Source organism: Auritidibacter ignavus (assembly GCF_029853775.1).
Lineage (GTDB): Bacteria > Actinomycetota > Actinomycetes > Actinomycetales > Micrococcaceae > Auritidibacter > Auritidibacter ignavus.
The window spans coordinates 2,190,699-2,214,702 of sequence record NZ_CP122564.1 but is presented as its reverse complement, the minus strand read 5'-3'; the positions used below and the strand labels follow the sequence as shown (position 1 = coordinate 2,214,702).

Annotated in this window: 21 protein-coding genes, 1 tRNA gene and 1 pseudogene; 8 read left to right on the top strand and 15 right to left on the bottom strand. The window is 61.4% G+C overall.

Annotation, left to right across the window (positions count from 1 at the left end; translation table 11 throughout):
- Position 1 precedes the first annotated feature (1 nt).
- Both QDX22_RS10065 and QDX22_RS10060 read right to left on the bottom strand, forming a co-directional pair.
- Complete coding sequence (locus QDX22_RS10065) at positions 2-3,175, bottom strand: lantibiotic dehydratase (protein ID WP_110101264.1); 3,174 nt, start codon at positions 3,173-3,175, stop codon at positions 2-4.
- Between the two features lie 119 nt (positions 3,176-3,294).
- Entirely contained in the window at positions 3,295-3,480 is a 186-nt protein-coding gene (locus tag QDX22_RS10060) for a gallidermin/nisin family lantibiotic (RefSeq protein ID WP_110101343.1), read from the bottom strand.
- Between the two features lie 288 nt (positions 3,481-3,768).
- On the opposite strand from QDX22_RS10060, the gene QDX22_RS10055 reads away from it, so the two are divergent.
- The 4 genes and pseudogenes from QDX22_RS10055 to QDX22_RS12135 all read left to right on the top strand — a co-directional run.
- Positions 3,769-4,338, top strand: a complete 570-nt coding sequence (locus tag QDX22_RS10055; RefSeq protein ID WP_279672617.1) for an RNA polymerase sigma factor — start codon at positions 3,769-3,771, stop codon at positions 4,336-4,338.
- Positions 4,339-4,892: 554 nt separating this feature from the next.
- The gene (locus QDX22_RS10050; protein WP_110101263.1) at positions 4,893-5,351 is read left to right on the top strand and encodes a hypothetical protein; all 459 of its coding nucleotides are present in this window, start codon (positions 4,893-4,895) and stop codon (positions 5,349-5,351) included.
- Entirely contained in the window at positions 5,348-6,085 is a 738-nt protein-coding gene (locus QDX22_RS10045; protein ID WP_279672618.1) for a GAP family protein, read from the top strand. The genes QDX22_RS10050 and QDX22_RS10045 overlap by 4 nt, the downstream gene beginning before the upstream one ends.
- A pseudogene (locus QDX22_RS12135) lies at positions 6,045-6,290 on the top strand (GntR family transcriptional regulator); the annotation flags it as partial. The gene QDX22_RS10045 and the pseudogene QDX22_RS12135, both read left to right, overlap by 41 nt.
- On the opposite strand, the gene QDX22_RS12130 reads toward QDX22_RS12135, so the two are convergent.
- Together QDX22_RS12130 and QDX22_RS10035 are read right to left on the bottom strand one after the other, a co-directional pair.
- On the bottom strand, positions 6,222-6,797 hold the full coding sequence (locus tag QDX22_RS12130; RefSeq protein ID WP_110101341.1) for an AfsA-related hotdog domain-containing protein: 576 nt from the start codon (positions 6,795-6,797) through the stop codon (positions 6,222-6,224). The pseudogene QDX22_RS12135 and the gene QDX22_RS12130 overlap by 69 nt on opposite strands.
- A 99-nt stretch (positions 6,798-6,896) precedes the next feature.
- Complete coding sequence (locus QDX22_RS10035; protein ID WP_110101260.1) at positions 6,897-7,523, bottom strand: TetR/AcrR family transcriptional regulator; 627 nt, start codon at positions 7,521-7,523, stop codon at positions 6,897-6,899.
- Positions 7,524-7,892: 369 nt separating this feature from the next.
- Between QDX22_RS10035 and QDX22_RS10030 the strand changes: the two genes are divergently transcribed.
- Both QDX22_RS10030 and QDX22_RS10025 read left to right on the top strand, forming a co-directional pair.
- Positions 7,893-8,222: a histone-like nucleoid-structuring protein Lsr2 gene (locus QDX22_RS10030; protein WP_110101340.1), complete on the top strand. Its 330-nt coding sequence runs from the start codon at positions 7,893-7,895 to the stop codon at positions 8,220-8,222.
- Between the two features lie 31 nt (positions 8,223-8,253).
- Positions 8,254-9,105, top strand: coding sequence for a tyrosine-type recombinase/integrase (locus QDX22_RS10025; RefSeq protein ID WP_110101259.1), 852 nt, complete (start codon positions 8,254-8,256; stop codon positions 9,103-9,105).
- Positions 9,106-9,293: 188 nt separating this feature from the next.
- Here QDX22_RS10025 and QDX22_RS10020 read toward each other — a convergent pair.
- Positions 9,294-9,367: transfer RNA gene (locus QDX22_RS10020), tRNA-Pro, on the bottom strand.
- Between the two features lie 120 nt (positions 9,368-9,487).
- On the opposite strand from QDX22_RS10020, the gene QDX22_RS10015 reads away from it, so the two are divergent.
- Complete coding sequence (locus QDX22_RS10015) at positions 9,488-11,116, top strand: glycoside hydrolase family 13 protein (RefSeq protein WP_110101258.1); 1,629 nt, start codon at positions 9,488-9,490, stop codon at positions 11,114-11,116.
- A 36-nt stretch (positions 11,117-11,152) separates the two neighbouring features.
- Positions 11,153-11,818 (top strand): metal-dependent transcriptional regulator, encoded by a 666-nt coding sequence (locus QDX22_RS10010; protein WP_110101257.1) that lies wholly within the window; start codon positions 11,153-11,155, stop codon positions 11,816-11,818.
- Here QDX22_RS10010 and QDX22_RS10005 read toward each other — a convergent pair.
- From QDX22_RS10005 to QDX22_RS09960, 10 genes are all read right to left on the bottom strand, one after another.
- Complete coding sequence (locus QDX22_RS10005; protein ID WP_110099082.1) at positions 11,815-13,272, bottom strand: phytoene desaturase family protein; 1,458 nt, start codon at positions 13,270-13,272, stop codon at positions 11,815-11,817. The genes QDX22_RS10010 and QDX22_RS10005 overlap by 4 nt on opposite strands.
- Positions 13,272-15,551: a phosphoribosylformylglycinamidine synthase subunit PurL gene (purL, locus tag QDX22_RS10000; protein ID WP_110101256.1), complete on the bottom strand. Its 2,280-nt coding sequence runs from the start codon at positions 15,549-15,551 to the stop codon at positions 13,272-13,274. The genes QDX22_RS10005 and purL overlap by 1 nt, the downstream gene beginning before the upstream one ends.
- A gap of 8 nt (positions 15,552-15,559) precedes the next feature.
- Positions 15,560-16,279 (bottom strand): phosphoribosylformylglycinamidine synthase subunit PurQ, encoded by a 720-nt coding sequence (purQ, locus tag QDX22_RS09995; RefSeq protein ID WP_110101255.1) that lies wholly within the window; start codon positions 16,277-16,279, stop codon positions 15,560-15,562.
- Positions 16,276-16,545, bottom strand: a complete 270-nt coding sequence (purS, locus tag QDX22_RS09990; protein ID WP_110101254.1) for a phosphoribosylformylglycinamidine synthase subunit PurS — start codon at positions 16,543-16,545, stop codon at positions 16,276-16,278. The genes purQ and purS overlap by 4 nt, the downstream gene beginning before the upstream one ends.
- 159 nt (positions 16,546-16,704) lie before the next feature.
- Positions 16,705-18,873: a 3-hydroxyacyl-CoA dehydrogenase NAD-binding domain-containing protein gene (locus QDX22_RS09985; RefSeq protein ID WP_279717818.1), complete on the bottom strand. Its 2,169-nt coding sequence runs from the start codon at positions 18,871-18,873 to the stop codon at positions 16,705-16,707.
- A gap of 11 nt (positions 18,874-18,884) precedes the next feature.
- Positions 18,885-20,093 carry an acetyl-CoA C-acetyltransferase gene (locus tag QDX22_RS09980; protein ID WP_110101252.1) on the bottom strand — a complete coding sequence of 403 codons (1,209 nt, stop codon included), beginning with the start codon at positions 20,091-20,093 and terminating at the stop codon, positions 18,885-18,887.
- Between the two features lie 136 nt (positions 20,094-20,229).
- The gene (locus QDX22_RS09975) at positions 20,230-21,240 is read right to left on the bottom strand and encodes a glycine betaine ABC transporter substrate-binding protein (RefSeq protein ID WP_233487975.1); all 1,011 of its coding nucleotides are present in this window, start codon (positions 21,238-21,240) and stop codon (positions 20,230-20,232) included.
- Positions 21,237-21,983: an ABC transporter permease gene (locus QDX22_RS09970; protein WP_110101251.1), complete on the bottom strand. Its 747-nt coding sequence runs from the start codon at positions 21,981-21,983 to the stop codon at positions 21,237-21,239. The genes QDX22_RS09975 and QDX22_RS09970 overlap by 4 nt, the downstream gene beginning before the upstream one ends.
- 2 nt (positions 21,984-21,985) lie before the next feature.
- Entirely contained in the window at positions 21,986-23,209 is a 1,224-nt protein-coding gene (locus QDX22_RS09965; RefSeq protein ID WP_110101250.1) for an ATP-binding cassette domain-containing protein, read from the bottom strand.
- Positions 23,206-23,847, bottom strand: coding sequence for an ABC transporter permease (locus QDX22_RS09960; protein WP_110099074.1), 642 nt, complete (start codon positions 23,845-23,847; stop codon positions 23,206-23,208). The genes QDX22_RS09965 and QDX22_RS09960 overlap by 4 nt, the downstream gene beginning before the upstream one ends.
- Between the last annotated feature and the right edge of the window lie 157 nt (positions 23,848-24,004).

Below are 24,004 nucleotides of genomic sequence, written 5' to 3'. Positions count from 1 at the left end.
GTCACACCTCCGGCTGGGCACGCCTCGCCTCGGCAAGTTGGAGAAGAACGGACCTGAGCACGCCGAGGAGGCGATTCTCATTATCTGCGTCAGGGCCATTCACCCGATTGAAGGTCATATGGAGCAGGCTCCCGAGGACGCGTTCGGGGCTCGCCGTGGCTGACTGGGTTTGGATTGAGGCGTGGAGAGCGTGGCCGTACCGCTGGAAGGCTGGTCTCGGTTGTTGCGCAGGAGGCATCTCACAGATCGTCGCGTCGTGAAGCGCGAGACGGCTCTGGATTGGACGCCTCCATCTTTCCCGGTCTCGAGTGTAGGTCGGTTCATTTGACCGTGGAATTCCGAGTCTTTCCGTCGCGATGACGGCAATCGCTAGAGGGTCGGCCAAATCCGGCGCGATAGCAGGGCCAAAGCTGATCATCGTGTCAAGCCATGCCCCGAGAACGTAGTTGTCATGGTAGACGTTCTGAGGAGAGATCGGCTCAGACAGCTCGGTTAGCGCCATGAACGAATCCTCGGAGAAAGCTGCATGGAGCACGCCAAGCAGTTCCTCACCACCGTATCGATGCGTTTCTGGAACGTACTCATCGAGAGTGAAGCTCCGTGCCGCGCCTGTAGCGCAGAGCTCTTGCATTACAGCGAGGAGGGGTTCGTTCGCTTGGCTCCCGGTTCGCGACCCGTTGTTTGTCCGCAGCCGAAGATGCGTCCCATTCATGTCCGAGTACCTCAGGAAGAAGGGTGTGACATCTGGGGAGTCCAGAGCGAGTTGCCGGAATGCGGGGGCGATATGGGAGCGGAGCACGGAAGGGATTTCTTCGGGGGTCAAGTAGAGCCTTGCTGAGGTCCAAGGCCCGCCCGGCCTGAAACTCGGAGCCGGTTGCGACTTTCGTTGTATAGCAGACGCCGCTGCCGCCGAGTGCTTTGTGGGCACTTCGTCGGCTTGATTGCGGCTGGATCGCGCAAAGGTAACGACGATTTCATTTCCGAGTGGTTGGCCGTCTCGTTCAAGCCACCCCCACGCGTCGTCTGGCGTTGCCGCGCCACCCGGCAGTTCGTCCAAAACCAATCCAGAATCTCGCCTCAGTTCGTGCCTGAGAAGCTCGACGTGACCGGGGTTGTCAGTGTCGATGAGGAGCCGCATATCACGGCTGCTTGCCAAGCAGTAACGCGGGAGATGATGTCGCGCCTTCCAGGCTGCAAAGTCGTCCTGCGGTGTGGCGCTCAGCCACAGTGAGGCTTGGCGGAGCTCGTTGAGATTCCACGTCGCAGGAGCTAAGGTCACTTTCCCAAATCTGACCGCGGGAGTGAAGGGAACATACTCCAGATGTCCCCACGACCAAGGTTCCCAGAGCCTCTGGTGCTCGTGCATCAGGTCCGATAGGAGACGAACTTCGTTTGGGGCCTGGGTGGGCGGGTAGAGAGCATTATTGGCAGTGATACGAATACGGCGCCCGTCCCTCAAATCGACAACGAATAGGCCAGTCATAGTGGCGGCTATGCCGATCTCGTCTAGGGCAACGTAGTCCTGCCCGCAAAGGGGTGGGGTATTCACGGCGATGATCTTGTCGGCATAGGGCGCGGTGTTGCCGACGTTGGCTGCGCTGTCGGCCCTCGGCGCGTAGGAAAGGACAGCGCTGTATTCACCGCTGTCGCCAGAAGATCCTAGGGGAGCGATGCTGCGCAGGTTGGGCAGGTAGGACAGGAATCGCCCTGCCGTGCTAAGGCCAACATGCGAACCGGGATTGGGGCCGAGTGCCAGTCGGTAGTCGCCGCGTCGGAGGTGCTCCAGATCCGGGGCCACGACCGATAGATAAAGCTCGGCGCTGTCTTGTGCGTCGTCATCATCGAACTCGGAATAGGTCAGTTCGGCAATGTCTTCTTGGGAGAGATGCACTTCGCTGCGGTTGCTCCTGATGGCGTCACTATATAAGCGGGCGAGGCGCCCCTCCCGCCGCTCGCTTCGAGCGTCTTTGTAGTCCGATTCGACCCCAAGCCCTTGCTCCGGCCAGGTGTAGTCGGAGGGGACACCGATGCCGGTGTGCGGGTTCACGACGGTGCGTAGCGGAACAATCCGATCGATGCCGTATCGCTCCAGGAACGTTGAATGATAGGCACGCATGCCCCGCATCCCCTTACGGGGCTGGGACAGTCGTTGTAGAAGACGAAGGGTGGTCTCCGCGTCATCAAGCATCTGAGAAGGAAGCTCAACTGCGAGTCCTGACACTTTCGTGATGTGGAGGTAGTCCGTGCTTGCCTCAATATGCCGCATTCGCCTCGTGGTGTCTACGAGGGCACGAAATGTTGATTCCTCATTGAGCCGAGACGCGGCAAGATCGTTGAGCGCGCCGTGAATGGATTGTAAACCGGGAACGGAGGCGCCCGACGCCTCCAGGTTGCCGATGAGTTCCTCGAGAGGATCTTGACCAAGCAGCTTTGGCCTAAGCGCGGTGTAAATCACACCAAGTTCAATAAGCTTCTGAACATAGCGACGTGCTTGGTCATGGCTACTCTGCGTAGTTTTCTGCAGTTCGGCGTAGAGCGTCGCCGCCGGGCATCCGTCCTTCTTGCAGGCTTCAATGACTGCCGATATGGCCTCGCTGCGCTTAATTGCAACGCGTGACTGTTTCGATGTCTCAGTGCTCGGCCGGTAGAGAACGACCTGATTCTTGTCCACCTTGAGCAGGTCGTTGAGATAAACGGTCTGACGATCGAGAATTGCAGGATCACTTTCCAAGCGCCTTACGAGGGAAAGAAGCCAACGAAAGTCAACGTGAATGCTGATCAGATCTGCACCAAATTCTGGTGCGACAAGTTCCTTGCTCGGAACACATTTTGCCTCAGCGGCCGCGGCGAAGAGTCCGAAGGGGGTCGGACGGGTAGTCATCCGATTGAGAAATTTGGCCGTTGATATCGCAGCGCGGCGGAGCTTGGCAGGCTTCGTGGAGATGTCTCCCGCGAGGACCTTCTCGACAAACTCCCACAGGGGCCACGCGGCGTGGGCGACAGCTGCACGGCAGTAAGGATCGTCGTACACCGACCGAAGGTAGGCGGTCAGTACGTCGGGATCGCTTGAAGCGAGTGCCCGATCCGAGTCAGCGTCGAGTCGCACAGGAAGGGCAGGGTGCCTGATCATCACGGCTTGTGAAGCCTGCAGGGGTTTCGCCGTCTTGGCGTCCATGGTCGCGCTCTACCTTTGCTGTTCGTCCTCGTGCCTCTGGCCGGGCGGTTGTGAGCCAGAACAGGGGTGCAGTGGCAGGTGGGCCACAGTAGGCCGTGCTCACTGCACCCCTGCTTGGTTCAGCAGCACCAGCTGCACTGGCTGCCGCCACCAGGGCTGGTGCAGCCTGCGGTGCAGAGGCTGATGCTGGTGATCTGCGGTCCGACATCGGAGCTGTTGGGCTTCACGTCGACATCCATGTCGAGCGCGATGTCCAGGTCGTCGATCCGATCCAGAACGGGTGCGTCAAGCGTTGCGGTCGTCATCTCGTTCACCTCCTTCCCAGTGGCTTTGGCGAGGGCCAGCTGGGAGTCAGCTCCCACTCTTGCTCTGCCACTACCGCCAAAATAACTTGGGCCCCTACTTTAGTTTGGGCCCCTACTTTAGTAAAGTGGGGATCTGAGCAGCTCGTCTGGTCGACGTCGGCAGCATCATCGGCCCGCGGACTTCGCCTAGCTGCAGGAGCCAGCTGCCGAAGCCTGGGTGGGATGGATGCAGCGCCTCCTCATCAGCACCAGAGAAGCGCGTGGAGCACCGGCGGAGAGGGGGGGTGGATGAGCGACCGAAGGCTAGAGCCCGGCGACCCTTCGGATCTCTGCCTGCTTAGGAGAGTCGGAGCAGGCGACGAGCGTGCCCTCGAGCATCTCTACGATCGCTATGGCCACGTCGTGTTCGGATTCGCGCTCAGCCGCACCACGGACCGGGGGCTTGCCGAGGAAGTGCCTGCGGACGTCTGGCTCGGTTACTGGAGGTCCGCCCACGCTTTTCGTGGTGAGAGCAAGGTTCTCACCTGGCTGCTGGACATCGCGGCCCGTCAGGTTTCGACCCACACGCGAAGGCGACGCCTTCGGCTGGTGCCTCTCGAGGAGGCCGGCGCGCCCGCCGCGCCAGAGTCCAGTGATCCAGCCACTGCCGCGCTCGCTGCGGATGGGGAACGCACGCTTCGCGACGCACTCGAGCAGCTCCCAGAGGATCTCGCCATGGTGGTGAAACTCGCTTGGTTGCACGAGCTCCCTCATAGCCAGATCGCCCTCGTCCTGGAGATACCGACCGGCACGGTAAAGAACCGAGTTTCTAGGGCGAGGCAGTTGTTACAGGAATCGGTGAGGAGGCAGGATGCGTGAGGATTCGTACGCGGATGGTGGCGGCGCGGATTTTCGTGAGGTGTTTCGTGCCTGGGAGCGGGAAGCGGTAGGCCCGATACCCGATTTTGAGCATGTACGACGGCACATCTCCCGCTCACCTTCGCTCGACCTCGGAGGGCGGCGGGCGTTCGGGCAGAGCATGCGGCTCACTTTGGACCTGGCCATCGCTCAAGCTCGCGTGGTCCCCTGGGTCGTGGCACCAGTCGCATTGGGGCTCGGCGCCCTCGCTATGGCGGCCGGGCGCCTGCTCGCGGCAAACGGCGGCACCACAATGGCGCTTGCAGGGTTCTCTTCCGTCGTGCTCGCTGGAGTCGTACTCACCGTGACGATGGCCATGGCCTGCCGTAGCACTGATGAGATTACCCTGACAACTCCTCTCAGGCCTCAAGTAGTTGTACTTGCTCGGTTGCTTCTCGTACTCGCGCACCGTCTGCGATGCATAGGCCATCGAATTACCGGTCGGAGCCGAAGCCGTCTCCGATCGACAACCGCCAAGCCGAATAATGAGTTTCCTGAACGGAAGGAGTCTGGAAATGACTCGCAAGATCACACGGAGTCTGATGCTGATTGGTCTGCCACTTGCACTCGCAATGAGCGGATGCGCGGTCCTCGAAGACACAGTCGATGGCGTCATGGGACGCGGTCCCGGTTCCCCCGAGCCGACTCCACTCTCGCCGAGCCTCTCTGTGACCGTGGAGGTAGAAAGTGACTCGCCTGTCAGCGGCGAGCTTTCGATCAGCATCGACGGAGCAACTGATTCCCAAAGCGTCGAAGAAGGCTCTGTTGACCTGCCGTACTCAGCAGTATTTGATGTGCCTAGCGATGCGCCGTTCCCGTACCGCGGTAGTCGGGTAGAGGTGTCCGCGGCTCAGGATGCCAGTTGGATCGAGTGCCGGATCCTCATGGACGAGAAGGTTGTTGCGTCGCATCGCGCCGAAGGTAGCAACGCTCGCGCCGTCTGCGAGCGAAACCTCAGATTGGGGCCATCATGATCGACCTGACAACAGCAGCACAACTCATCGTCCTGGCCTTGGTCGACTCAACGAGCTTCGGTACGCTGCTGATCCCCATTTGGTTGCTTACCGCACCCAGGCGCCTTCGAGTTTCTCGTGTGATGGCATATCTGCTGACCGTCGCCATCGCGTACTTCGGAATCGGGCTGGTTCTAACGCTGTTTGCGGGGGCCGCAGTCACTCGGTTCGAAGGCGTACTGGACTCTTCACCGTTTCTCATTGGACAGCTCGTACTTGGAATATTGCTCATGCTGGTTAGTTGGGCTATGGACACCAAGAAGGCCCGGGCGCGCGCGGCCGTCCGCGCCGAAACTGGCAACGGGAAACTCCTGTCATGGCGCACGCGAATCATGAGCGGCGAAGGGAATACTTCCCTTCCATTGATCGCACTGGCCGCAAGCGCGGTTCTCTTGGAATTGGCGACGATGCTGCCCTACTTGGCAGCTATCGGCATCATTTCGACACAGCCGTCGCACTGGCCGACACCGGCGTTCCTTCTGTTGGGGTACTGCCTCGTTATGATTCTGCCGGCCATGGTTCTTCTCGTTGCGCGACTGGTTGGCCACAGGCGGCTCGTTCCTGTGCTCCAGAGGTGGGACTCTTGGCTGACGAGAAACGCCCAGTCCACGACGGCCTGGATAATCGGAATCGTCGGTTTCCTCTTGGCGGCCAATGCTATTGCCGCCTTGGGTTGGGTGGACATTGGGGCCTGACCGGAGCAAGCGAGTGGGGGCTCGAGAGTCGAGGATCCCGAAGTACAGGAGCATTGTGTTCTCGCTTGAGGAAGACATTCTGCAGGGTGTCCTCGGGGACTGTGACGCTTGCCCTTCGGCTCGGCAGTTGGCCGAGTCATTTGAGGTGAACCCGAGCACCGCGGCGAAAGCCTTGGAGGTGCTTTACCGGCGCGGGGTCTTGTTCAGGCGACCCGGCGCAATTCATGGCGTGAGTATCGGAGCGCAGCAGCGCATCCGGGCTCGTCGTATCGCCGATTTCGGCACCCCGAGCATGAATCGTAACGGCGAGCACAGCTCTCCGCGTTCGGGGACCGTCTCCGGCAACTTCACGAGGTTCCACCGTGATCTCGCCTACACTCCAGGCGTGCGGTCCAGGCGCCTCATTGATTTGACTCGACAAGACAATCCAGTCGAGTATGAAAACGCGATCTTTGGGAGCATGCAGAACTTGATGAACATACGCGAGGCCAGCTTGCCGCTGCGCCTCCAGGAGCTCTGCGAACCTGACGGCGTCTCCGACTGACGGAATCGTGAAGCCAATCTGGAAAGATTGTCCGAGAAGAGTACCTTGGTGCGCAAGCCAGAAGCGGGAAGGGTCTAACTTGTGAGCATCCAGAGTTCCGACATCTAGCGCATCTGGCACCCGCTGAATGGGCAGTGATGGCGCCGGCAGCTGATCATCATTGATCATTGCACCGTTCCTCTCAAGACTGGCCTAGCGAAAAGGCATCTCTTCCTCGTCGGCGGAATGACTTCAGCGCCGCAAATGGATGCGGCGAGCGAGTAGGAGTCACTTGACGTGCGCTTTGCGCGGTGCAAGGGCGATGAGCACGTATGGAGCGAGCCTGTCAGCGCGGACCGGCAGGCTTGCCCAGGAGTCAGCCATCTTCGATAGAGTTTGCGCCCCCACGAAAAGAGAATTGACAAACTCAGCAGCTTCGTCGACGTCAATATCGTCTGTGATTGATCCGTCTTCAATACCATCCTGAATAAGGGTTTTGGTAATGCGGATCCACTCGAAGAACGGCTCGCTTGCCACGTTGACGACGCCAGGGTCCAGTTGGCCGGCGAGGCTGATCCCTCCCTGGACCACAGAGTCAGCGGAAATGAGGACGGCGAGCCGCTGAATGAGGAGAAGAACCTTGTCGATACCAGCGTCTGGGCCTCCAAGGACATCGGTGAGCACCGCAGTCATTCGATCCTGTTGAGCACGGATGACAGCGGCGGCGATGTCGGCCTTATTCCCGAAATGAAAGTAGATGGTGCCCTCGCTCATGCCCGATTCAGCGGCGATGTCTTTCAGACGAGCTTCAGCGTAGTTGAGCTTCGTGAACACCCGGGCCGCCCCCTCAAGAAGAGCCTCTCGAGTTTCGATGGCGCGCTGTTGCTTCGGCTGGTCCCGACCTGCTCGGCTCATGACCGGCCTCCTCTCTAGCGGTTCGAAGCAAGTCTAGCAGAGTCACAAGTTGGGCACCCGTTTTGGTTTGCTACTGCCTCCGAGCAACTGGAGCACGCACCTCGCGTCTAGGCTCGGCAGGTAGGTGGGAGTTTGACCTGGGCGTGCCCGACGATCTTGTGTAGTGGCGGGCTGGGGGCCTTCGGGGAGTGGGATGGGGAATCACTCCGTTAAGTAGTTCGGGGCAGGACCGTGGCGAGTGGGACCGTTCGGTATGCCTCCCGACAGTCACGTCCGGACCTCCGAGGCACCGGCGACGAACGAGGCGTTCGTAGCCGGGAGATGACTCCCGCTGACGCTCGCCATGCTGTGAGCGGCTACACTCGCGGCATGGCGAAGAAGATCGTGCACCAGCTCGTTGACGATATCGATGGCACCTCGCTTCCGCAGGGTGAGGGGGAAACCATCGTCTTTGGTCTGGATGGTCATGTGTTTGAGATCGACCTCTCCGAGAAGAATGCGACTGCGTTCCGCGAAGCGCTGGGGCCGTTCGTGCCTGCGGCACGGAAAGCATCCGCGCAGACGCGGAAGCCGGCGCGACGCAACACTTCGCGTGATCTCGGCGCGGTGCGGGCGTGGGCGCGATCTCAGGGGCATCAGGTTTCGGACAAGGGGCGGGTGCCCTACGAGATCCTCGACGCCTACGACCAGGTCCACTGATGTCTGCTTCGCGAGCGGTCCCGCGACGAGCATGCATCGCACCATCGACGTATGGGAGGAGCGCTACTCCGCCTCGGTCATCAAGCAGAGCATCGCGCCCCTCGTGCGGATCCTCGACGAAGCGGTGCGTGACGAACTCATCGCCGCCACCCCTGCCCGCAATCGGTCACGGCGAAGCCTCGGCAAGAAGGCCGCGGACGTTCTCGAAGGAGAGGTCTCACCGCGCTCCTACGCGCTCAGGGATCTGAAGACGCTCGAGGCGCTCGCTGACGCCTGCGCCGAGGTGCACCAGTGCTATTCCGACTTCGTCATGCTCGCCCCGCTGCTTGCTGCCCGAGGCAGCGAGGTCGCGGGCCTGGGGGTCGGGGATGTCGAGTGGGACACGAGCATCGTCACAATTCGGCGGCAGACCTACCCCGGCAAGGGCGGGCTGGTGACCAAGCAGACCAATGGCCGCGACGTTCGCCCCGTCCCGATCCTCGCACCGCTCAAGCCCGTGCTCGAACGCCTCACGGAGGACCGCGACCCCGACGAGCGATTCCTGGTCGGGCCGCGTGGCGGCGTCCTCACCACTGCGACGGTGCGCGACGCGACTCACTGGGACGACCTCGTCACCCGGCTCGGGCAGCCCGGTCTGGCACGACACGGCCTGCGTCATACGGGAGCGACATGGATGGCCGATGCCGGCATCCCCCTGCACGTGTTTCAGGAGATCCTCGGGCATAAGTCGATCGAGACGACTCGCCGGTATCTCCATCCGGACCACCGCAAGCTCCTGGAGGCAGCCGACCTGGCAGCGGCGTTCTTCGACGCGCAGGCAGCCGAACAAGACACGCCCACACGCCACGAGCCCAAGCCCGGGCGACCCGCCCCCGGTCGGTGACGCGGTCGAATCGCTACCATCACGAGCCGTCTGGTCCCGGTTTGGTCCCGGCTCGTCATATCGGCCCCGCACACCGCTGGCACCGTTCACGGTGACCGTGGACGTCCGGGAGCAGTGAGGGACGCCCGCTCGTCCACAAAAACCGACGAAGCCCAGGTGAAAACATGGTTCTCACCTGGGCTTTCTCGTCGGGCTGACAGGATTTGAACCTACGACCCCATGACCCCCAGTCATGTGCGCTACCAAGCTACGCCACAGCCCGTTATTGAATTCTCGCTATGTCGAAACCGCAAACGCCCTTAACCCCAGTCATAGTGTGGCGCATGTGTTCAGATGAGCAGGTCAGCAGAACTGCCTGTCCGAGTGCGATTAGGCTAGAACTATGTCCAAAACTCCCTGGTGGTCCCATGCTGTCATTTACCAGATCTATCCCCGCTCCTTTGCCGATTCCACGGGGTCGGGGATGGGTGATCTGCCGGGGGTGATCGCCAAGCTCCCGTATCTGGCCGAGCTCGGGGTGGATGCCATCTGGCTCTCGCCCTTTTACGTCTCCCCGCAACAGGACGCCGGCTATGATGTGGCCGATTACCGGGACGTGGACCCGCTGTTTGGCACTCTAGCCGATGCCGACCGGCTGATTACCGCCACCCACGAGCACGGGCTGAAAATCATCGTGGATTTGGTGCCGAACCATACCTCGGATCAGCACCCCTGGTTCCAGCAGGCCTTAGGCGACCCGGCCGCCCGGGATCGGTATATTTTCCGCGACCAGCCCAATAACTGGTTGTCGCATTTCGGAGGAAAGGCCTGGACCCAGATTACCGAACCGGATGGCACCCCGGGCCCGTACTATCTGCACCTGTTTGACACCTCGCAACCGGATTTGAACTGGGAGCACCCCGAGGTGCGCGAAGAGTTCGAGAATATTCTGCGGTTCTGGTTGGACCGCGGGGTCGATGGGTTCCGAGTTGATGTGGCCCACGGGCTGGTCAAACAGGCTGGACTACCCGATCATCCGCACCGGCCGGGAATGATCACCGATGCCGAACTGGATCACAATATCACTGATTCGGACAGCTTCACCCCGGTGCACCCCTTCTACGATCAGGAGGGCGTGCACGAGATTTACCGTAGCTGGCACCGGGTGCTGGAGGAATACCAGGATCGGATGATGGTTGCCGAGGCCTGGATCTCGCCGCTGTTCCGGCTGTTCCGCTACGTGCGCCCCGACGAGATGCAGCAGGCCTTTAACTTCACCTTCCTCACCGCCGGCTACGATGCCCAGGCGCTCCACGAGGCTATTGACATCTCGTTCGCCGAGGCGCACGCGGTGGGGGCGCCGGTGACCTGGGTGCTGTCGAATCACGATACGGTCCGGCACGCCTCCCGCTTCGGACTGCCGGATCCCACCAGCTATCCGGACAGCATCACCGCCGAAGACATCCAGCCGGATGAAGCCCTGGGACGCCGACGCGCGTTGGCGGCGGCGATGATCGAGCTGGCACTGCCGGGCTCGGCCTATATCTATCAGGGCGATGAGCTGGGCCTGCCCGAACACACCACCCTGCCGAACGAGGCACGTCAAGATCCGACCTACCGGCGCACCCGGGGTGCCGAGTACGGTCGCGACGGGGCCCGGGTGCCCATGCCGTGGCGGGCCGGTCAGCCCGACGGGTGGCTTCCGGCCCCGGAGTCCTATCACCGCTTGGCCGTGGATCAACAAGACGGGGTGCCCGGATCATTTTTGGAAACCTACCGGCAGTTGTTGCGCCTGCGGGCTGAATACCGGTTGGGTTCCGGTCAGTTCGCCTGGTCCGCCCACCACGATCCGCACCGCGGGGTGCTGGCCTTTACCGTCACCACTGAAGACCATACGGGGACTCAGCGCGTCGAGGTTATTGCCAATCTGTCGGATCGGCCGGTGACGGTCGCCCCCGGGGAACTACTGATCGGCCCCGGTTACGCCGAGAGCATGGTGGAGCCCGATTCCACCGCGTGGCTCATACGGTAGTGTTAGGTTAACCTCAGTCAAGGAGTGAATGCCACGATGTCCGATCACCACGACCTGGTCGATACACAGGAAATGTATCTGAAGGCCATTACCGAATTGCACGAGGCCCGCCTGCCGGCCCTGCGCGCCCGGTTAGCCGAACGCTTCGAGCAGTCCTCCCCGACCGTCTCGGAGACGGTAAATCGGATGTCGAAGGCCGGGTTGCTGGTGTTGGGCAACGACCGGGTGTTGCACTTTACCGCAGAAGGCGAACAGCAGGCCTTATCGGTGATGCGCAAACACCGAGTGATCGAGCAGTTTTTGCATCAGGTGGTCAAGCTCGACTGGTCGAAAATTCACGCCGAAGCGTGCCGATGGGAGCACGTGGCCAGTGATGAGGCCGTGGAGTTGATGGACGGGCTCTTGGAGCACCCGGAGGTGGATCCTTTCGGCAATAAAGTCCCGCAACTCAATGGTTCCCAGGTGCATTCGGTGGACCAGCCCGCCGATGACAGCATTGTGGACCGGGACCACGGCATCCTGTCGCGGATCGGGGAAATCGCCCAGATTGATCAGGAGTTCTTGGCCGATTGCCTGGCCCAGGGCATCACGCTGGGTACCGACGTCACTGTGGAACAGGTTCCGGACGGGTATGTCTTGATCCACGGCGAGGCTGAGGTGTTTGTGCCCGAGGGCTATGCCCGAGGGGTGTTCCTCAGCTAAGCTTCCCGGGGTTCCGCCCCCATCGCCTGGGCGGCCCAGTACCCGGACATACCGTGCACCCCGGCCCCGGGCGGGGTGGCTGCCGAGCCCATAAAGAGCCGGTCGGTGAGCCGGTAGGGTTCGCGGGTGAGACCGGGACGTAGCACCGCCTGACTGCGGGTCATCGCCCCACCGGCAATATCGCCACCGATGAGGTTCGGGTTCCAGTCCTGCAGATCTTGTGGGGAGACCAGGTGGCGGTCCAGGATTCGGTCGCGGAAGTCCGGGGCGAACCGGGAAATTTGGGCCTCGATCCGCTCGGCTACCAGTCCGCGACGGGGCTCGTGATAATTGGCCGGCACGTGCGCGTAGGTCCACAGGATCGTGCGCGAATCGGTGGTCCGGCTGGGGTCAGCGACTTGTTGCTGACACACCATCACAAAGGGCCGTTCGGGCATGCGTCCGGCGGTGATCTGGGCTTCGGCCAACCGGATCTCAGCGGCTTGACCGCCCACGTGAACGGTCACGGCCTGACCGACGCGGTCATCGCTCCAGGGCACCGGCCCGTCGAGCAGATAGTCGACCTTATACACGCCGGGTCCGTAGCGCCAGCGAGACAGCCGGCCCAGGGTGGTATCGCTCAACCCGGCGGCGGTCTCGCGTCCGGCGAGGGTCATCACCTGGGCCGGGGTCATATTCAGCAGGATTTTCTCGGCATCCAACTCGTGTAGCGAGGTGATCTCCGTATCGGTGTGAATCCGTCCGCCGTGGCTGGTAATCACCGATCCCAGGGCGTCGGAAATGGCCTGGGAGCCCCCCTCGGCCACCGGCCAGCCACGGGTCATGCCCAGAGCGCCGAAGATCGCGCCATAGGCGGAGGTAAACGGGTGACCCAGCGGGGTGATGGCGTGGGCGGCCGAGCCGATAAATAGCGCCCGGGCGGGCTGGTCGCGGAAGGCGGTGCGAGTGAACCACGTCGAGGGTGGGGATCCGAACAGCCCGAATTGGGCCATGCGTACCGGGTGGGCAGGGAACCGCAGCAACGGACCCATGACGTTTTCCAGGTCCTTGTCAATATTGTCGACCAGGGACCGGTGAATCATCCGCCAGGCGGTGCCGTCGCCACCGAGTTCGGCGGCGGTGTCTTCTAGGCTGTGATGTAAGACCACGGCCGAGCCGTCGTCCAACGGGTGGGCCATGGGGTAGCGGCCGTGTCGCCAGCGTAGCCCATGATCGGTCAGTCGCAGTCGGGCGAAGACCGGGCTGGCCACCCCGAAGGGGTGGGCGGCAGCCCCCAGGTCGACCACGGTGCCGGGCCCGAAGATCTCCGCTGAGGAGCTGGCTCCGCCGATGCGGGCATTGCGTTCGTAGACGTCGACCTGCCAGCCGGCCTTCGCTAGCAGGGCGGCGGCGGTGAGCCCGTTGGGGCCGGCGCCGACGATGGCTGCCGTACGGGATGGTGAGCTGGTGGGCACTATCCGAAGTACTCGCTGATCAGGTTCGCACGGGTCCGGTTGATCTCACTGAACATCAGTGGCTCAAGCCCGTTGATGTGCAGGCTGGTGGAGGCGGTCACCGCCCCGATCTGCGCCAGTGGCACGTGGTGCGCTTCGGCCAGTTGCTCCAGGGCGGTCACCTGCACCGGAGGCACCGAGACGATGGCCCGACCCTGAGATTCGGAGAACAACAGGGTCGGCAGGTCAATCCCATCGCGGTCGGCCACGTGGTTCAGCTCGCACTCCGCGCCGACCTGGAACCGCAGGCAGGCTTCGGCCAGCCCGGCAGCTAGTCCCCCACCGGAGAGATCGTGGGCCGCGGAGATCAGCTGGCGTTGTGCGGCGGTCTGCAACAGTTGCGCCAGTGCCTTTTCGGCAGCCAGGTCGACCTGGGGCGGTACGCCGCCGAGGTGCCCGTGCATCCGCGCCAGTTCGGAGCCGTCGAGCTCATCGGCGGTGGTGCCCAGCAGGTAGATCACGTGACCGGCGTGGGCGGACTGCCAGCCAGAAGGTACCCGGTTCTCCACGTTCTGGTGTACGCCCAGCACGGCGACCACCGGGGTGGGGTGGATGGCCTGGGCGCCGGTGGAGTTGTATAGCGAGACGTTGCCACCGGTAACCGGGATGCCCAGTTCCAGGCACCCATCGGCCAACCCGCGCACGGCTTCGGCGAATTGCCACATCACCGCTGGATCTTCCGGGGAGCCGAAGTTCAGGCAGTCGGAGACCGCCACCGGGCGGGCCCCGGAGGTGGCCACATTGCGATAGGCCTCGGCCAGGCTGGCCTGAGCGCCGGTGTAGGGATCCAGGGTGGTGAACCGCGAGTTGCAGTCGGTGGCCACGGCAATGCCGAGCCCGGTGGTTTCGTCCACGCGGATCACCCCGGCGTCATCCGGTTCGGCCATGGCGGTGTTGCCCTGCACGTAGGAGTCGTACTGGGCGGTGATCCAGGAGGTATCGGCCAGATTCGGGGTGGAGAGCAAGTCCAAGATGGTCTGGCGCAGATCGGCCTCGGGGGCCTGGAAATCGAGGGCCTGGAAGTGGTCGGTGGCCAACGCGTCCTGACTGTCCGGACGGTGGTAGGGGCGGTGGTATTCGGGCCCGTCATGAGCCACGGTGCGCGGGTCCACGTCGACGATCACCTCGCCGTCCCACTCAATGATCAGCCGGTTGGTGTCGGTCACCTCGCCCAACACCGAGTACTCGACCTCCCACTTATCCATCACGGCTTCAAAGTCGGCCAGTTTCTCGGGGGTGACGACGGCCATCATCCGTTCCTGGGATTCTGACATCAGAATCTCGCTGGGGGTCAGGCTCGGGTCACGCAACAGCACCTGGGTGAGGTCCACGTGCATCCCGCCCTCACCGTTGGAGGCCAACTCCGAGGTGGCACATGAAATGCCGGCAGCACCCAGGTCTTGGATACCTTCCACCAGTCCGGAGTGGAATAGCTCCAGGCAGGCCTCGATCAGGACCTTTTCGGCGAACGGGTCACCGACTTGCACCGCCGGGCGTTTGGAGGGTTTGGTGTCGTCGAAGGATTCTGAGGCCAGCACGCTGGCGCCACCGATGCCGTCACCGCCGGTGCGGGCACCGAAGAGTACGACCTGATTGCCCGCCCCCGAGGCGTTGGCGGTGCGCAGATCCTCGTGGCGCAGTACGCCGACCGCCAGCGCGTTGACCAACGGGTTACCGCGATAGCACTCGTCAAATTCGGTTTCTCCGCCGATATTGGGTAGCCCCAGCGAGTTACCGTATCCGCCGATTCCGGCCACTACGCCGGGGAGTACCCGTTGGGTGTCGGGGTAGTCGATCGGACCGAAACGTAGCGCGTCCATGACCGCCACCGGGCGGGCACCCATCGAGATAATGTCGCGCACGATCCCACCCACGCCGGTGGCTGCACCCTGGTAGGGCTCGACGAAGGACGGGGAGTTATGGGACTCGATCTTGAAGGTCACCGCCCAGCCGTCACCGATGTCGGTGACCCCGGCGTTCTCACCGATGCCCACCATCAGGTCCTGACGCATCTCGTCGGTGACCTTCTCACCGAATTGGCGCAGGTGGACCTTGGAGGACTTATAGGAGCAGTGCTCGGACCACATCACCGAGTACATCGCCAGCTCGGCGTGGGTGGGCCGGCGCCCCAAGACCTTTTTGATCTCGGCGAACTCGTTGTCCTTCAATCCCAGTTCGGCCCAGGGAAGTTCTTCATCGGGGGTGGCAGTCGCGTGGTCGACGGTGTCGAGGTTGAACATCGTAATCCTTAGGCTCTCGCAAGTGAGGTCAGCACGGACTGGAACACGCCCAGCCCATCGGTTCCCTGGCGCATGGTGGCAGGTGTGGCGGTTCCGGAGGCCAGTGAGGGGCCGAAACCGGCTTCCACCGCGTGTTCGGGGTGGGGCATCAGCCCCACCACAGTGCCTGCCTCATTGGTGATACCGGCAATGTCATTGCGGGAGCCGTTCGGGTTGTGGCCACGGTAGCGGAAGACCACCCGGTTGGACTCCTCCAGCATCGCCAGCGTCTGCTCATCGGCAACGTATTGGCCGTCCTGGTTCTTCAAGGGCACCACAATCTCCTCGCCCTGACGAAACGAGGACGTCCAGGCGGTGGTAGCGTTGTCAATGCGCAAACGTTGATCGGTGCGGATGAACTTCAGGTGATCGTTTTTGATCATCGAGCCCGGCAATAATCCGGCCTCGGTGAGGATCTGAAACCCGTTGCAAATGCCCAGCACCGGCAGGCCGGTCTCAGCTGCGGCCACCACCTGGGTCATCATCGGGGCTTTGGCGGCCATCGCCCCGGCGCGCAGATAGTCGCCGTAGGAGAATCCGCCGGGGATCACCACCGCGTCGCTACCGGCCAGGTCGGTGTCCTTGTACCACAGCTGCACCGGCTCGGCGCCGGCCAACCGCACCGCTCGGGTAGCATCGCGGTCATCGAGTGTTCCAGGAAAGGTGATAATGCCAATACGTGGGCTCATGCCTGCTCCACCGCATCGTCGTCAGCCACAGACACATTCACCACGTCTTCGATCACCGGGTTGGAGAGCAGTTCTTCACCGGCCCGACGTGCTGCCTGCAGGTGGGCCTCGGTGACCTCACCGTCGACGAACAGTTCGAAACGCTTGCCCTGACGGACTGCGGAGAAATCGGAGATCCCGATTCCGGGGAGCTGGTGGGCAATGGCTTTACCCTGCGGATCAAGAATTTCGGGTTTGAGCATCACGTCAACGACGATACGAGGCATCTGCAGTCTCCACCTTCTGACGAAATCGTGTACGTCAAAATCTTAGGCGCTTCAGCCACGCTTTGCCTATTCCGGGGGTTTTCATTGCGGGGTTAACACACCGCACCCGCCAGCACACCTCAAAGAAGCGCTGACGGGTGCGATGAGTATATGGAGTTTTTACTCGTACTTCTCGCCGGCCTTGGCCTTCGCGATCAGCCCTTCGGAGGGCAGGAAGTGGTCACCGTACTTCTCGGCGAGCTCCCGAGCGCGAGCCACGAAGCCCTGCAGGCCGCCGGCGTACTGGTTGACGTACTGCAACACGCCACCGGTCCAGGCCGGGAACCCAATACCGAGGATCGAGCCGATATTAGCATCGGGTACCGAGGTCAGCACGCCTTCTTCCAGGCAGGCAATGGTGTCCAGTGCCTCAGCGAAGAGCATGCGTTCCTGCAGGTCGATCAGCTCCGGCACCGAGGTCCCGGACTTGAAGTGCTCCCGTAGCCCCGGCCACAACAGCTGACGCTTGCCGTTCTCGTCGTAGTCGTAGAACCCGCGACCGGACTTGCGGGAAGGACGATCGGCTTCTTCCACCATCCAGCGCAGTACGTCCTGGGAAGGGTGGTGTGGGGTCTCGATGCCGGCAGCACGGTCTGCTTCTTCGGCCTCAGAACGGATCTTCAGCGGCAGGGTCAGCGTCAGGTCGTCCAGCAGCGACAGCGGGCCGGAGGGGTAACCGGCCTGCATCGCGGCGTGCTCGACGGTGGCCGGCTCCACACCTTCACCCACAGCCGCCAGGGCTTCGCGCATGTATTTATCGATCACCCGGGAAGTGAAGAAACCGCGCGAGTCGGTGACCACGATCGGGGTCTTGCGGATCGCGGCCACGTAGTCGAAGGCGCGTGCCAGTGCCTCATCGGAGGTCTTCTCGCCGCAAATGATCTCCACCAGTGGCATCTTGTCGACCGGGGAGAAGAAGTGAATGCCGATGAAGTCTTCCTGACGGTCCACGCCAGCAGCCAGCGAAGTGATCGGCAAGCTGGAGGTGTTGGAGCCCAGCAGTGCGTCCGGGGTGACAATGTCCTGGATCTCCTGGAACACCTGGTGTTTGAGCTCCACGGATTCGAAGACCGCCTCGATGACGAAGTCCACGCCCTCAAAATCGGAGGCCTCCCCGGTCGGGGTGATGCGGTCCAGCAGAGCCTGGGACTTTTCTTCGGTGGTCTTGCCCCGCTGTAGAGCCTTGGCCTCAAGCTTGCGGGCGTAGTCCTTACCCTTTTCAGCCGCCTCCAGCGAAACGTCCTTGAGCACCACGTCCAGTCCAGCCTTGGCGGACACGTAGGCGATGCCTGCGCCCATCAAACCGGCTCCGAGTACGCCGAGCTTTTTGATCTCCCGCGGGGCAATGCCGTCGGGACGGGAGCCACCGGACTTGATGTGCTGCATGTCGAAGAAGAAGGCCTGGATCATGTTCTTGGCCACCTGAGAGTGGGTCAGGTGAATGAAGTACCGGGTCTCAACCGCCAGTGCGGTGTCGATATCCACCGAGGCGCCCTCTACCGCAGCAGCCATGGCAGCACGCGGTGCCGGGAAGTACGCGCCCTTCAGCTGGCGACGCAAGAGTGCCGGTAGGGCCGGCAGCTGGCTGGCGACCTTGGGGCTCTTCGGGTCCCCGCCGGGGATTTTGAAGCCCTCTTGGTCCCAAGGCTGGACCGGTTCGGGGTTGTTCTTGATCCAGGCCACCGCAGCCTCGCGGAGCTGCTCGGCGGGCACCAGCTCATCGATGAGCCCCAGCGCGTGGGCGTCCTCGGCCTTGAACTGGGTACCGGGAATCACCACTTTCTGCAGGGCGTCCTGGATACCGAGCATGCGCACCAGGCGAGTCACACCGCCACCGCCGGGAAGCAGTCCCAGGGTCACTTCGGGCACACCGTAGCGTGCCTTGGGATTATCGGAGGCGGCCAGTCGGTAGTGCGAGGCCAGGGCGATTTCGAGGCCACCGCCCAGGGCGGCACCGTGCATGGCGGCCACCACGGGTTTACCCAGTTGCTCCAGACGACGCAGTAGCGACTTGATGTGGCTGAGTTCTGCCACCTGGGCGTCGGTGTTCTCGGGGGTCATCTCGCGCAGTTGCTCGAGGTTACCTCCGGCGAACCAGGTCTTTTTCGCCGAGGTGATCACCACGCCGGTGATCTCTTCGGCTTCCAGCCGGTCCACGGTGGCTGAGAAGGCCTGCACGAAGTGGTCGTTCATGGTGTTGACCGAGGCATTGGGGTCGTCCATGGTGATGGTCACGATGCCATCGGCGTCTTGGTCCCACTGGTATCCGGTGTAGTTCTCTGTCGTCATGACTGTTCCCCTTAGACTCGCTCGATAATGGTCGCAATACCCATGCCGCCACCGATGCACAGGGTGGCCAGACCGCGCTGCTGGTCGGTGCGCTCGAGCTCATCGAGCAACGTACCCAAAATCATCGCGCCGGTCGCACCCAATGGATGGCCCATGGCGATGGCACCACCGTTGACGTTGACCTTTTCATCCGGAACGCCCAGCTCCTTCTGCCACTTCATCACCACAGCGGCGAAGGCCTCATTGAGTTCGAACAGGTCAATATCGTCCACGCTCAGACCCGCCTTGGCCAGTGCTTTCTCAGTGGCCGGGGTCGGGCCGGTGAGCATGATGGTCGGTTCCGACCCGGTGACCGCCGTCTGAATAATCTTGGCGCGCGGGGTCAGGCCCAGCTTCTCACCGATCTCGGCAGAACCGAGCAACACCAGGGCGGAGCCGTCAACGATGCCGGAAGAGTTACCGGGACCGTGGACGTGGTTGATCCGCTCCAACCAGTGGTATTTCTGCAAGGCAACGTCATCGAAACCAGCCTGGGCACCGATCTTGGCGAAACTGGCGGGCAGTTCGCCCAGGGATTCCACGGTGGAGCCGGGACGGCGGTGTTCATCGTGGTCGAGCAGCACATGACCGTTGATGTCTTTCACCGGCACGATCGAGCGGTCGAAGCGACCTTCTTGCCACGCGGTCTCAGCCCGCTGCTGGGAACGAGCGGCGTAGGTGTCGACGTCTTCGCGGCTGAAACCTTCCACCGTGGCAATCAAGTCTGCGGAGATACCCTGGGGCACGAAGTAGGAGTCATAGGCGGTGGCGGGGTCCTGAGAGTACGGGCCACCGTCAGCACCCAGTGGCACCCGCGACATGGATTCCACGCCGCCGGCCAGCACGAGATCTTCGAAGCCGGAGCCGATCTTCTGGGCGGCCAGGTTCACAGCTTCGAGGCCGGAGGCGCAGAACCGGTTGACCTGCACACCAGCCGCCGTGTCAGGTAGGGACGAAGCCAGGGCAGCGGCGCGAGCGATATCTCCACCCTGGTCTCCAACCGGGGAGACCACGCCCAGGACAATGTCGTCAATGAGTTGTGGATCTAACGAGGGGTTGCGTTCTTGGATAGCCTCGATCAAGCCCACCACCAGGTCGATGGGTTTCACCGAGTGCAACGACCCGTTCTTATTCTTCCCGCGCGGAGTTCGCACGGCATCATAGATATATGCCTCGGGCATGGACCTTCCTTTTCCTTTTCTGTGAGCTAGGACTCAACCAACAGTATTGAGGATAGCGTCTCATACCTGCAACTCGAGTTACAGGTAGCTGAGCCCGAGACAACGTTTTAGCGGACGTTGTCATGCCGTCCGCTCCCTAGCTGTCGGTGACTACTCCCAAATCTTTAAGGTATTCATAGGCCACGTCACCGTAATCTTCTCCGTCCACGTCCACGCGGGCATTAAGTTCCTGCATCCGGTCATTGTCTAGGTCAGCGACGACCGGCGCAAAGAGGTCTTCAAGCTGGGGATATTGCTCGGCGAGCTCACTGTCAACGACCGGTGCCATGTTGTATTTGGGGAAAAATCCCCGCGGGTCTTCCAGCGCTACCAGGTCCAACGCCTTAATACGACCGTCGGTGAAAAATACCTCACCGAAGGTACAGGTTCCGTTAGCAAGGGCCGCATAGATCGCTCCGGTGTCGATAATCGACACCTGTTCAGAAGGAGGTTCATCCATCCCGTATTCCTCCAGCATCGGGATAAACCCATCATTGCGAGCCTGGAACTCGGCATCCACACAAAATGTTTGTTCTGCCTCGGGGAGCTTCGTCATATCGTCCAGGGATGAGACCCCGTATTCTTCAGCCGTCTCCCTGCGCACAGCCATTGTATACGTGTTGTTCATGTCAGCGGGCTCGTACCACGTTAGCCCGTTGGACTTGTCCGCGTCCCGCACAGCTTCGTATTGTTCCTGGGAATCGGGTATCGGATCAGTGTGCCCCATATATGTGATCCAGGCTGTCCCTGTATATTCCAAGGTGAGGTCAACATCACCTGTCAACTGGGCCTGGCGAACCGAGGTCGAGCCGGGAATATTCGTCAGGTCCTGAACGTCAGCCCCCGCTGACTGCAGTAGCACCACAGCGATCTTGCCCAGAAGGATTTGCTCGGTGAAGTTCTTGGAACCAACGGAAATACTGGCACCGTCAAGGCTAATGTCGGCGACCTCACCGGTCAGCGTCCCCGAGGGAGTGTAACCGCCGGCAGTACCCAAACCACAACCGGACAGGACCAGGCTTCCGATGAGCCCGAGACTACTCACGCCGATAACAGCTCGACGTTTAGCGACCCGAAGCAACATCTTCAACGACATTGACCGTTTCACGCAGTCACCCCCTTCGGAGCCAAGATCGCTTCGCACAGTCTTCCCACCCATTCGATCAGCAGGGCTAGAGTACCAATCAACAGGGCACCCGAAATCAGAATGGGAAACCGGTACAGGCTGATTCCGGTGGTGATGAGTGTCCCGAGGCCACCAGCGTCAATAAAAGTCGCGAAGGCCCCAGCACCCACCAATAGCACGAGTGCTGTGCGCACCCCCACCATGATCACTGGTAGTGCCATCGGTAGCTCGACTCTGAAGAGAACTTGCCACGGAGACATCGAAATCCCCCTGGCAACCTCAATAAGTTCGGGGTCAACGGAGCGCAAGGCTGCAATCGTATTGGCCAGCACGGGCAAGAAAGCGTAGATCCACAGCGATACAACAGCAGTTGTCGCCCCGAATCCCCACCACATAGCCAGTAGCACGATCACACCGATCACCGGTGCTGCCTGTCCCATATTGGCAATGAAGGTCACCGGAGTTGCCAGCCGGCGTAAGCTACCGCGCGTGAGGAGAATTCCGACGGGAATCGCGGTGAGTACTACAACAATGGTGCAGACCAAGACCAGTACAACGTGCTCGCCCGCCATGACCGCCACGTTGGAGAGGTCCAAGGTACGGGCTTCAATATCGTCCAAAGTTGCGGCCGCTTGCCAGACCAGCCAGCCCCCCAGCAAGATGATCACGAGCACCGGGATACCCGCCAGCAAGATTTTGTCTTCGCGAGAAAGCCTTCGCCACATGATCAGTTCACTCCCCGCACATCGTCAGTCAGATTGTCGGATGAACCGGGCTGTTGCTCGTCGTGTACCGGCTGCGCAACCTGTTCATTCAGGGCGCGGACATAATCCGTCACCGTCTCATAAAGCAACACACCCTGGTAGGTGCCACGCTTGACCACCATGGCACCACCGTGGGAGGAGGTGAGCATTGCGTCGAGCGCGTCATTGAGAGTTGACCGGTGGTCGATGACGGTCTGCAAATCCGCCTTGGGATCTGGCACCGTAGCCTGTCGTTGGAGCGTGCGCAGGCTGACCCAGTCACGGGGCTCGTCACGCTCATTAAGGATCACAACAGCACTCGCTCCCTCTACTGTGGCCCGTTGCACTACCTCATCCACAGACTCGCCAATCCGGGCTGTGGGTGGATGCGACAACCCAAGTTCGTCAACCCGCCGTAAGCTGAGCTGTTTTAAAGTGGATCCAGCACCGATGAAATCGTCGACAAAATCGCTGGCCGGTGCGGCGAGAACCTTTTCTGGCGTGTCGTACTGCGCGATCGTGGCTCCTGGTTGGAAAATCACCATCCGGTCACCCAGTTTGATCGCTTCATCTATATCGTGAGTCACGCACACGATAGTCTTCTGCAGTTCAGACTGAATCCGCATAAGTTCATCCTGCAACCGCGAGCGCGTCACCGGGTCAACCGCGCCGAACGGCTCATCCATCAGCACGATCGGGGGATCAGCAGCCAGTCCACGCGCCACACCCACACGCTGTTGCTGTCCGCCGGAGAGTTCCCTCGGATAGCGGTCACGGTAAATCTGCGGGTCAAGCCCCACCATGTCCAGAAGCTCATCTACTCGGGCGCGGATCCGCTTCTTATCCCACTTGAGTAGCCCCGGGACGAGGCCAATATTGGCGCCCACAGTCAGGTGCGGCAACATCCCACCGCCCTGAATCACGTAGCCGATATTGCGACGCAACCTCGTGGGATTGTGGTTGGTCACATCGTCCCCGTCAATCAGAATCGTGCCAGCGCTTGGTTCGATCAGTCGATTGATCATCTTCAACGTGGTGGTTTTCCCACATCCCGATGGCCCAACAAACATCACCATCTCACCGGCAGGAATGACGAGGTCCATCTCCTGGACGGCAGGATTTTTCTGCCCGGGGTACCGTTTGGAAACCTTGCGAAGTTCGATCTCAACGCCGCGGTTGGATTCGTGATGACGCTGTGACTCTGTCATGCTTTTTGTCCCTTCGAAGTGGTGAGCCGGGTCAGACCCATGAGTAAGAGGTCAAGAATGAGCGCCACGATCACGATGCCAAAAGTGCCGACCAAGGCGTAGTACACCGCGTTTGCCCCTCCAATTTGACTGAGGCCCGAGAAAATGTATCCACCCAGTCCAGGTCCTAGGGCATAGGCCGCGATGGCGGCTACACCCATGGACATCTGAGCAGAGACTCGCACGCCGGTCATAATGATCGGCCAGGCCAGTGGCAACCGCACTCGAAACAACACCGCCGCAGGCCCCATCCCTTGACCACGGGCGGACTCGACAACCAGCGGATCTATGGCTTGCAAGCCGACAATGGCATTTCGCATGATCGGCAGGATCGCGTAAAAGGTCACCAAGACCACCGACGGTAAAGTACCGATACCCACGATGGGAATCACCAGCCCAAGCAAGGCCAGTGAGGGCACGGTCAACCCGATAGAGCTCAGAGCGTTCGCAACCGAAGCACCCCACGGCCGTGACGACACCAACATTGCGATCACTAAAGCAATAATCGTGGCTAAGATCAGCGCTTGAACCACTAAGCTGGCGTGTTGGTAGGAGCGAAAAAGAATATCTCCCCACCGCGAAGTTAGAAACTCAAGCACATTCAGGACCGCCTTCCAAGGAATCCATGAGACGTCATGCGTCACCCTCAGGTCGTCGCAGGGCGAGTTTAACGGAGTGATATTTTCTTATTCAACCCCCCGACGTACCTTATTGATATTGAGCGCGTAGCTCAGGTCGTGCCTCACGTATCGTGAG

Coding starts and splice junctions, on each gene's coding strand:
- QDX22_RS09970 (WP_110101251.1), bottom strand. CDS start 21,983: ATGTGGCGAAGGCTTTCTCGCGAAGACAAAATCTTGCTGGCGGGTATC.
- QDX22_RS10055 (WP_279672617.1), top strand. CDS start 3,769: ATGAGCGACCGAAGGCTAGAGCCCGGCGACCCTTCGGATCTCTGCCTG.
- QDX22_RS10065 (WP_110101264.1), bottom strand. CDS start 3,175: ATGGACGCCAAGACGGCGAAACCCCTGCAGGCTTCACAAGCCGTGATG.
- purQ (WP_110101255.1), bottom strand. CDS start 16,279: ATGAGCCCACGTATTGGCATTATCACCTTTCCTGGAACACTCGATGAC.
- QDX22_RS10035 (WP_110101260.1), bottom strand. CDS start 7,523: ATGAGCCGAGCAGGTCGGGACCAGCCGAAGCAACAGCGCGCCATCGAA.
- QDX22_RS10060 (WP_110101343.1), bottom strand. CDS start 3,480: ATGACGACCGCAACGCTTGACGCACCCGTTCTGGATCGGATCGACGAC.
- QDX22_RS09980 (WP_110101252.1), bottom strand. CDS start 20,093: ATGCCCGAGGCATATATCTATGATGCCGTGCGAACTCCGCGCGGGAAG.
- QDX22_RS10050 (WP_110101263.1), top strand. CDS start 4,893: ATGACTCGCAAGATCACACGGAGTCTGATGCTGATTGGTCTGCCACTT.
- QDX22_RS10045 (WP_279672618.1), top strand. CDS start 5,348: ATGATCGACCTGACAACAGCAGCACAACTCATCGTCCTGGCCTTGGTC.
- QDX22_RS10015 (WP_110101258.1), top strand. CDS start 9,488: ATGTCCAAAACTCCCTGGTGGTCCCATGCTGTCATTTACCAGATCTAT.
- QDX22_RS09985 (WP_279717818.1), bottom strand. CDS start 18,873: ATGACGACAGAGAACTACACCGGATACCAGTGGGACCAAGACGCCGAT.
- purS (WP_110101254.1), bottom strand. CDS start 16,545: ATGCCTCGTATCGTCGTTGACGTGATGCTCAAACCCGAAATTCTTGAT.
- QDX22_RS12130 (WP_110101341.1), bottom strand. CDS start 6,797: ATGATCAATGATGATCAGCTGCCGGCGCCATCACTGCCCATTCAGCGG.
- QDX22_RS10030 (WP_110101340.1), top strand. CDS start 7,893: ATGGCGAAGAAGATCGTGCACCAGCTCGTTGACGATATCGATGGCACC.
- QDX22_RS09965 (WP_110101250.1), bottom strand. CDS start 23,209: ATGACAGAGTCACAGCGTCATCACGAATCCAACCGCGGCGTTGAGATC.
- QDX22_RS10010 (WP_110101257.1), top strand. CDS start 11,153: ATGTCCGATCACCACGACCTGGTCGATACACAGGAAATGTATCTGAAG.
- QDX22_RS10025 (WP_110101259.1), top strand. CDS start 8,254: ATGCATCGCACCATCGACGTATGGGAGGAGCGCTACTCCGCCTCGGTC.
- purL (WP_110101256.1), bottom strand. CDS start 15,551: ATGTTCAACCTCGACACCGTCGACCACGCGACTGCCACCCCCGATGAA.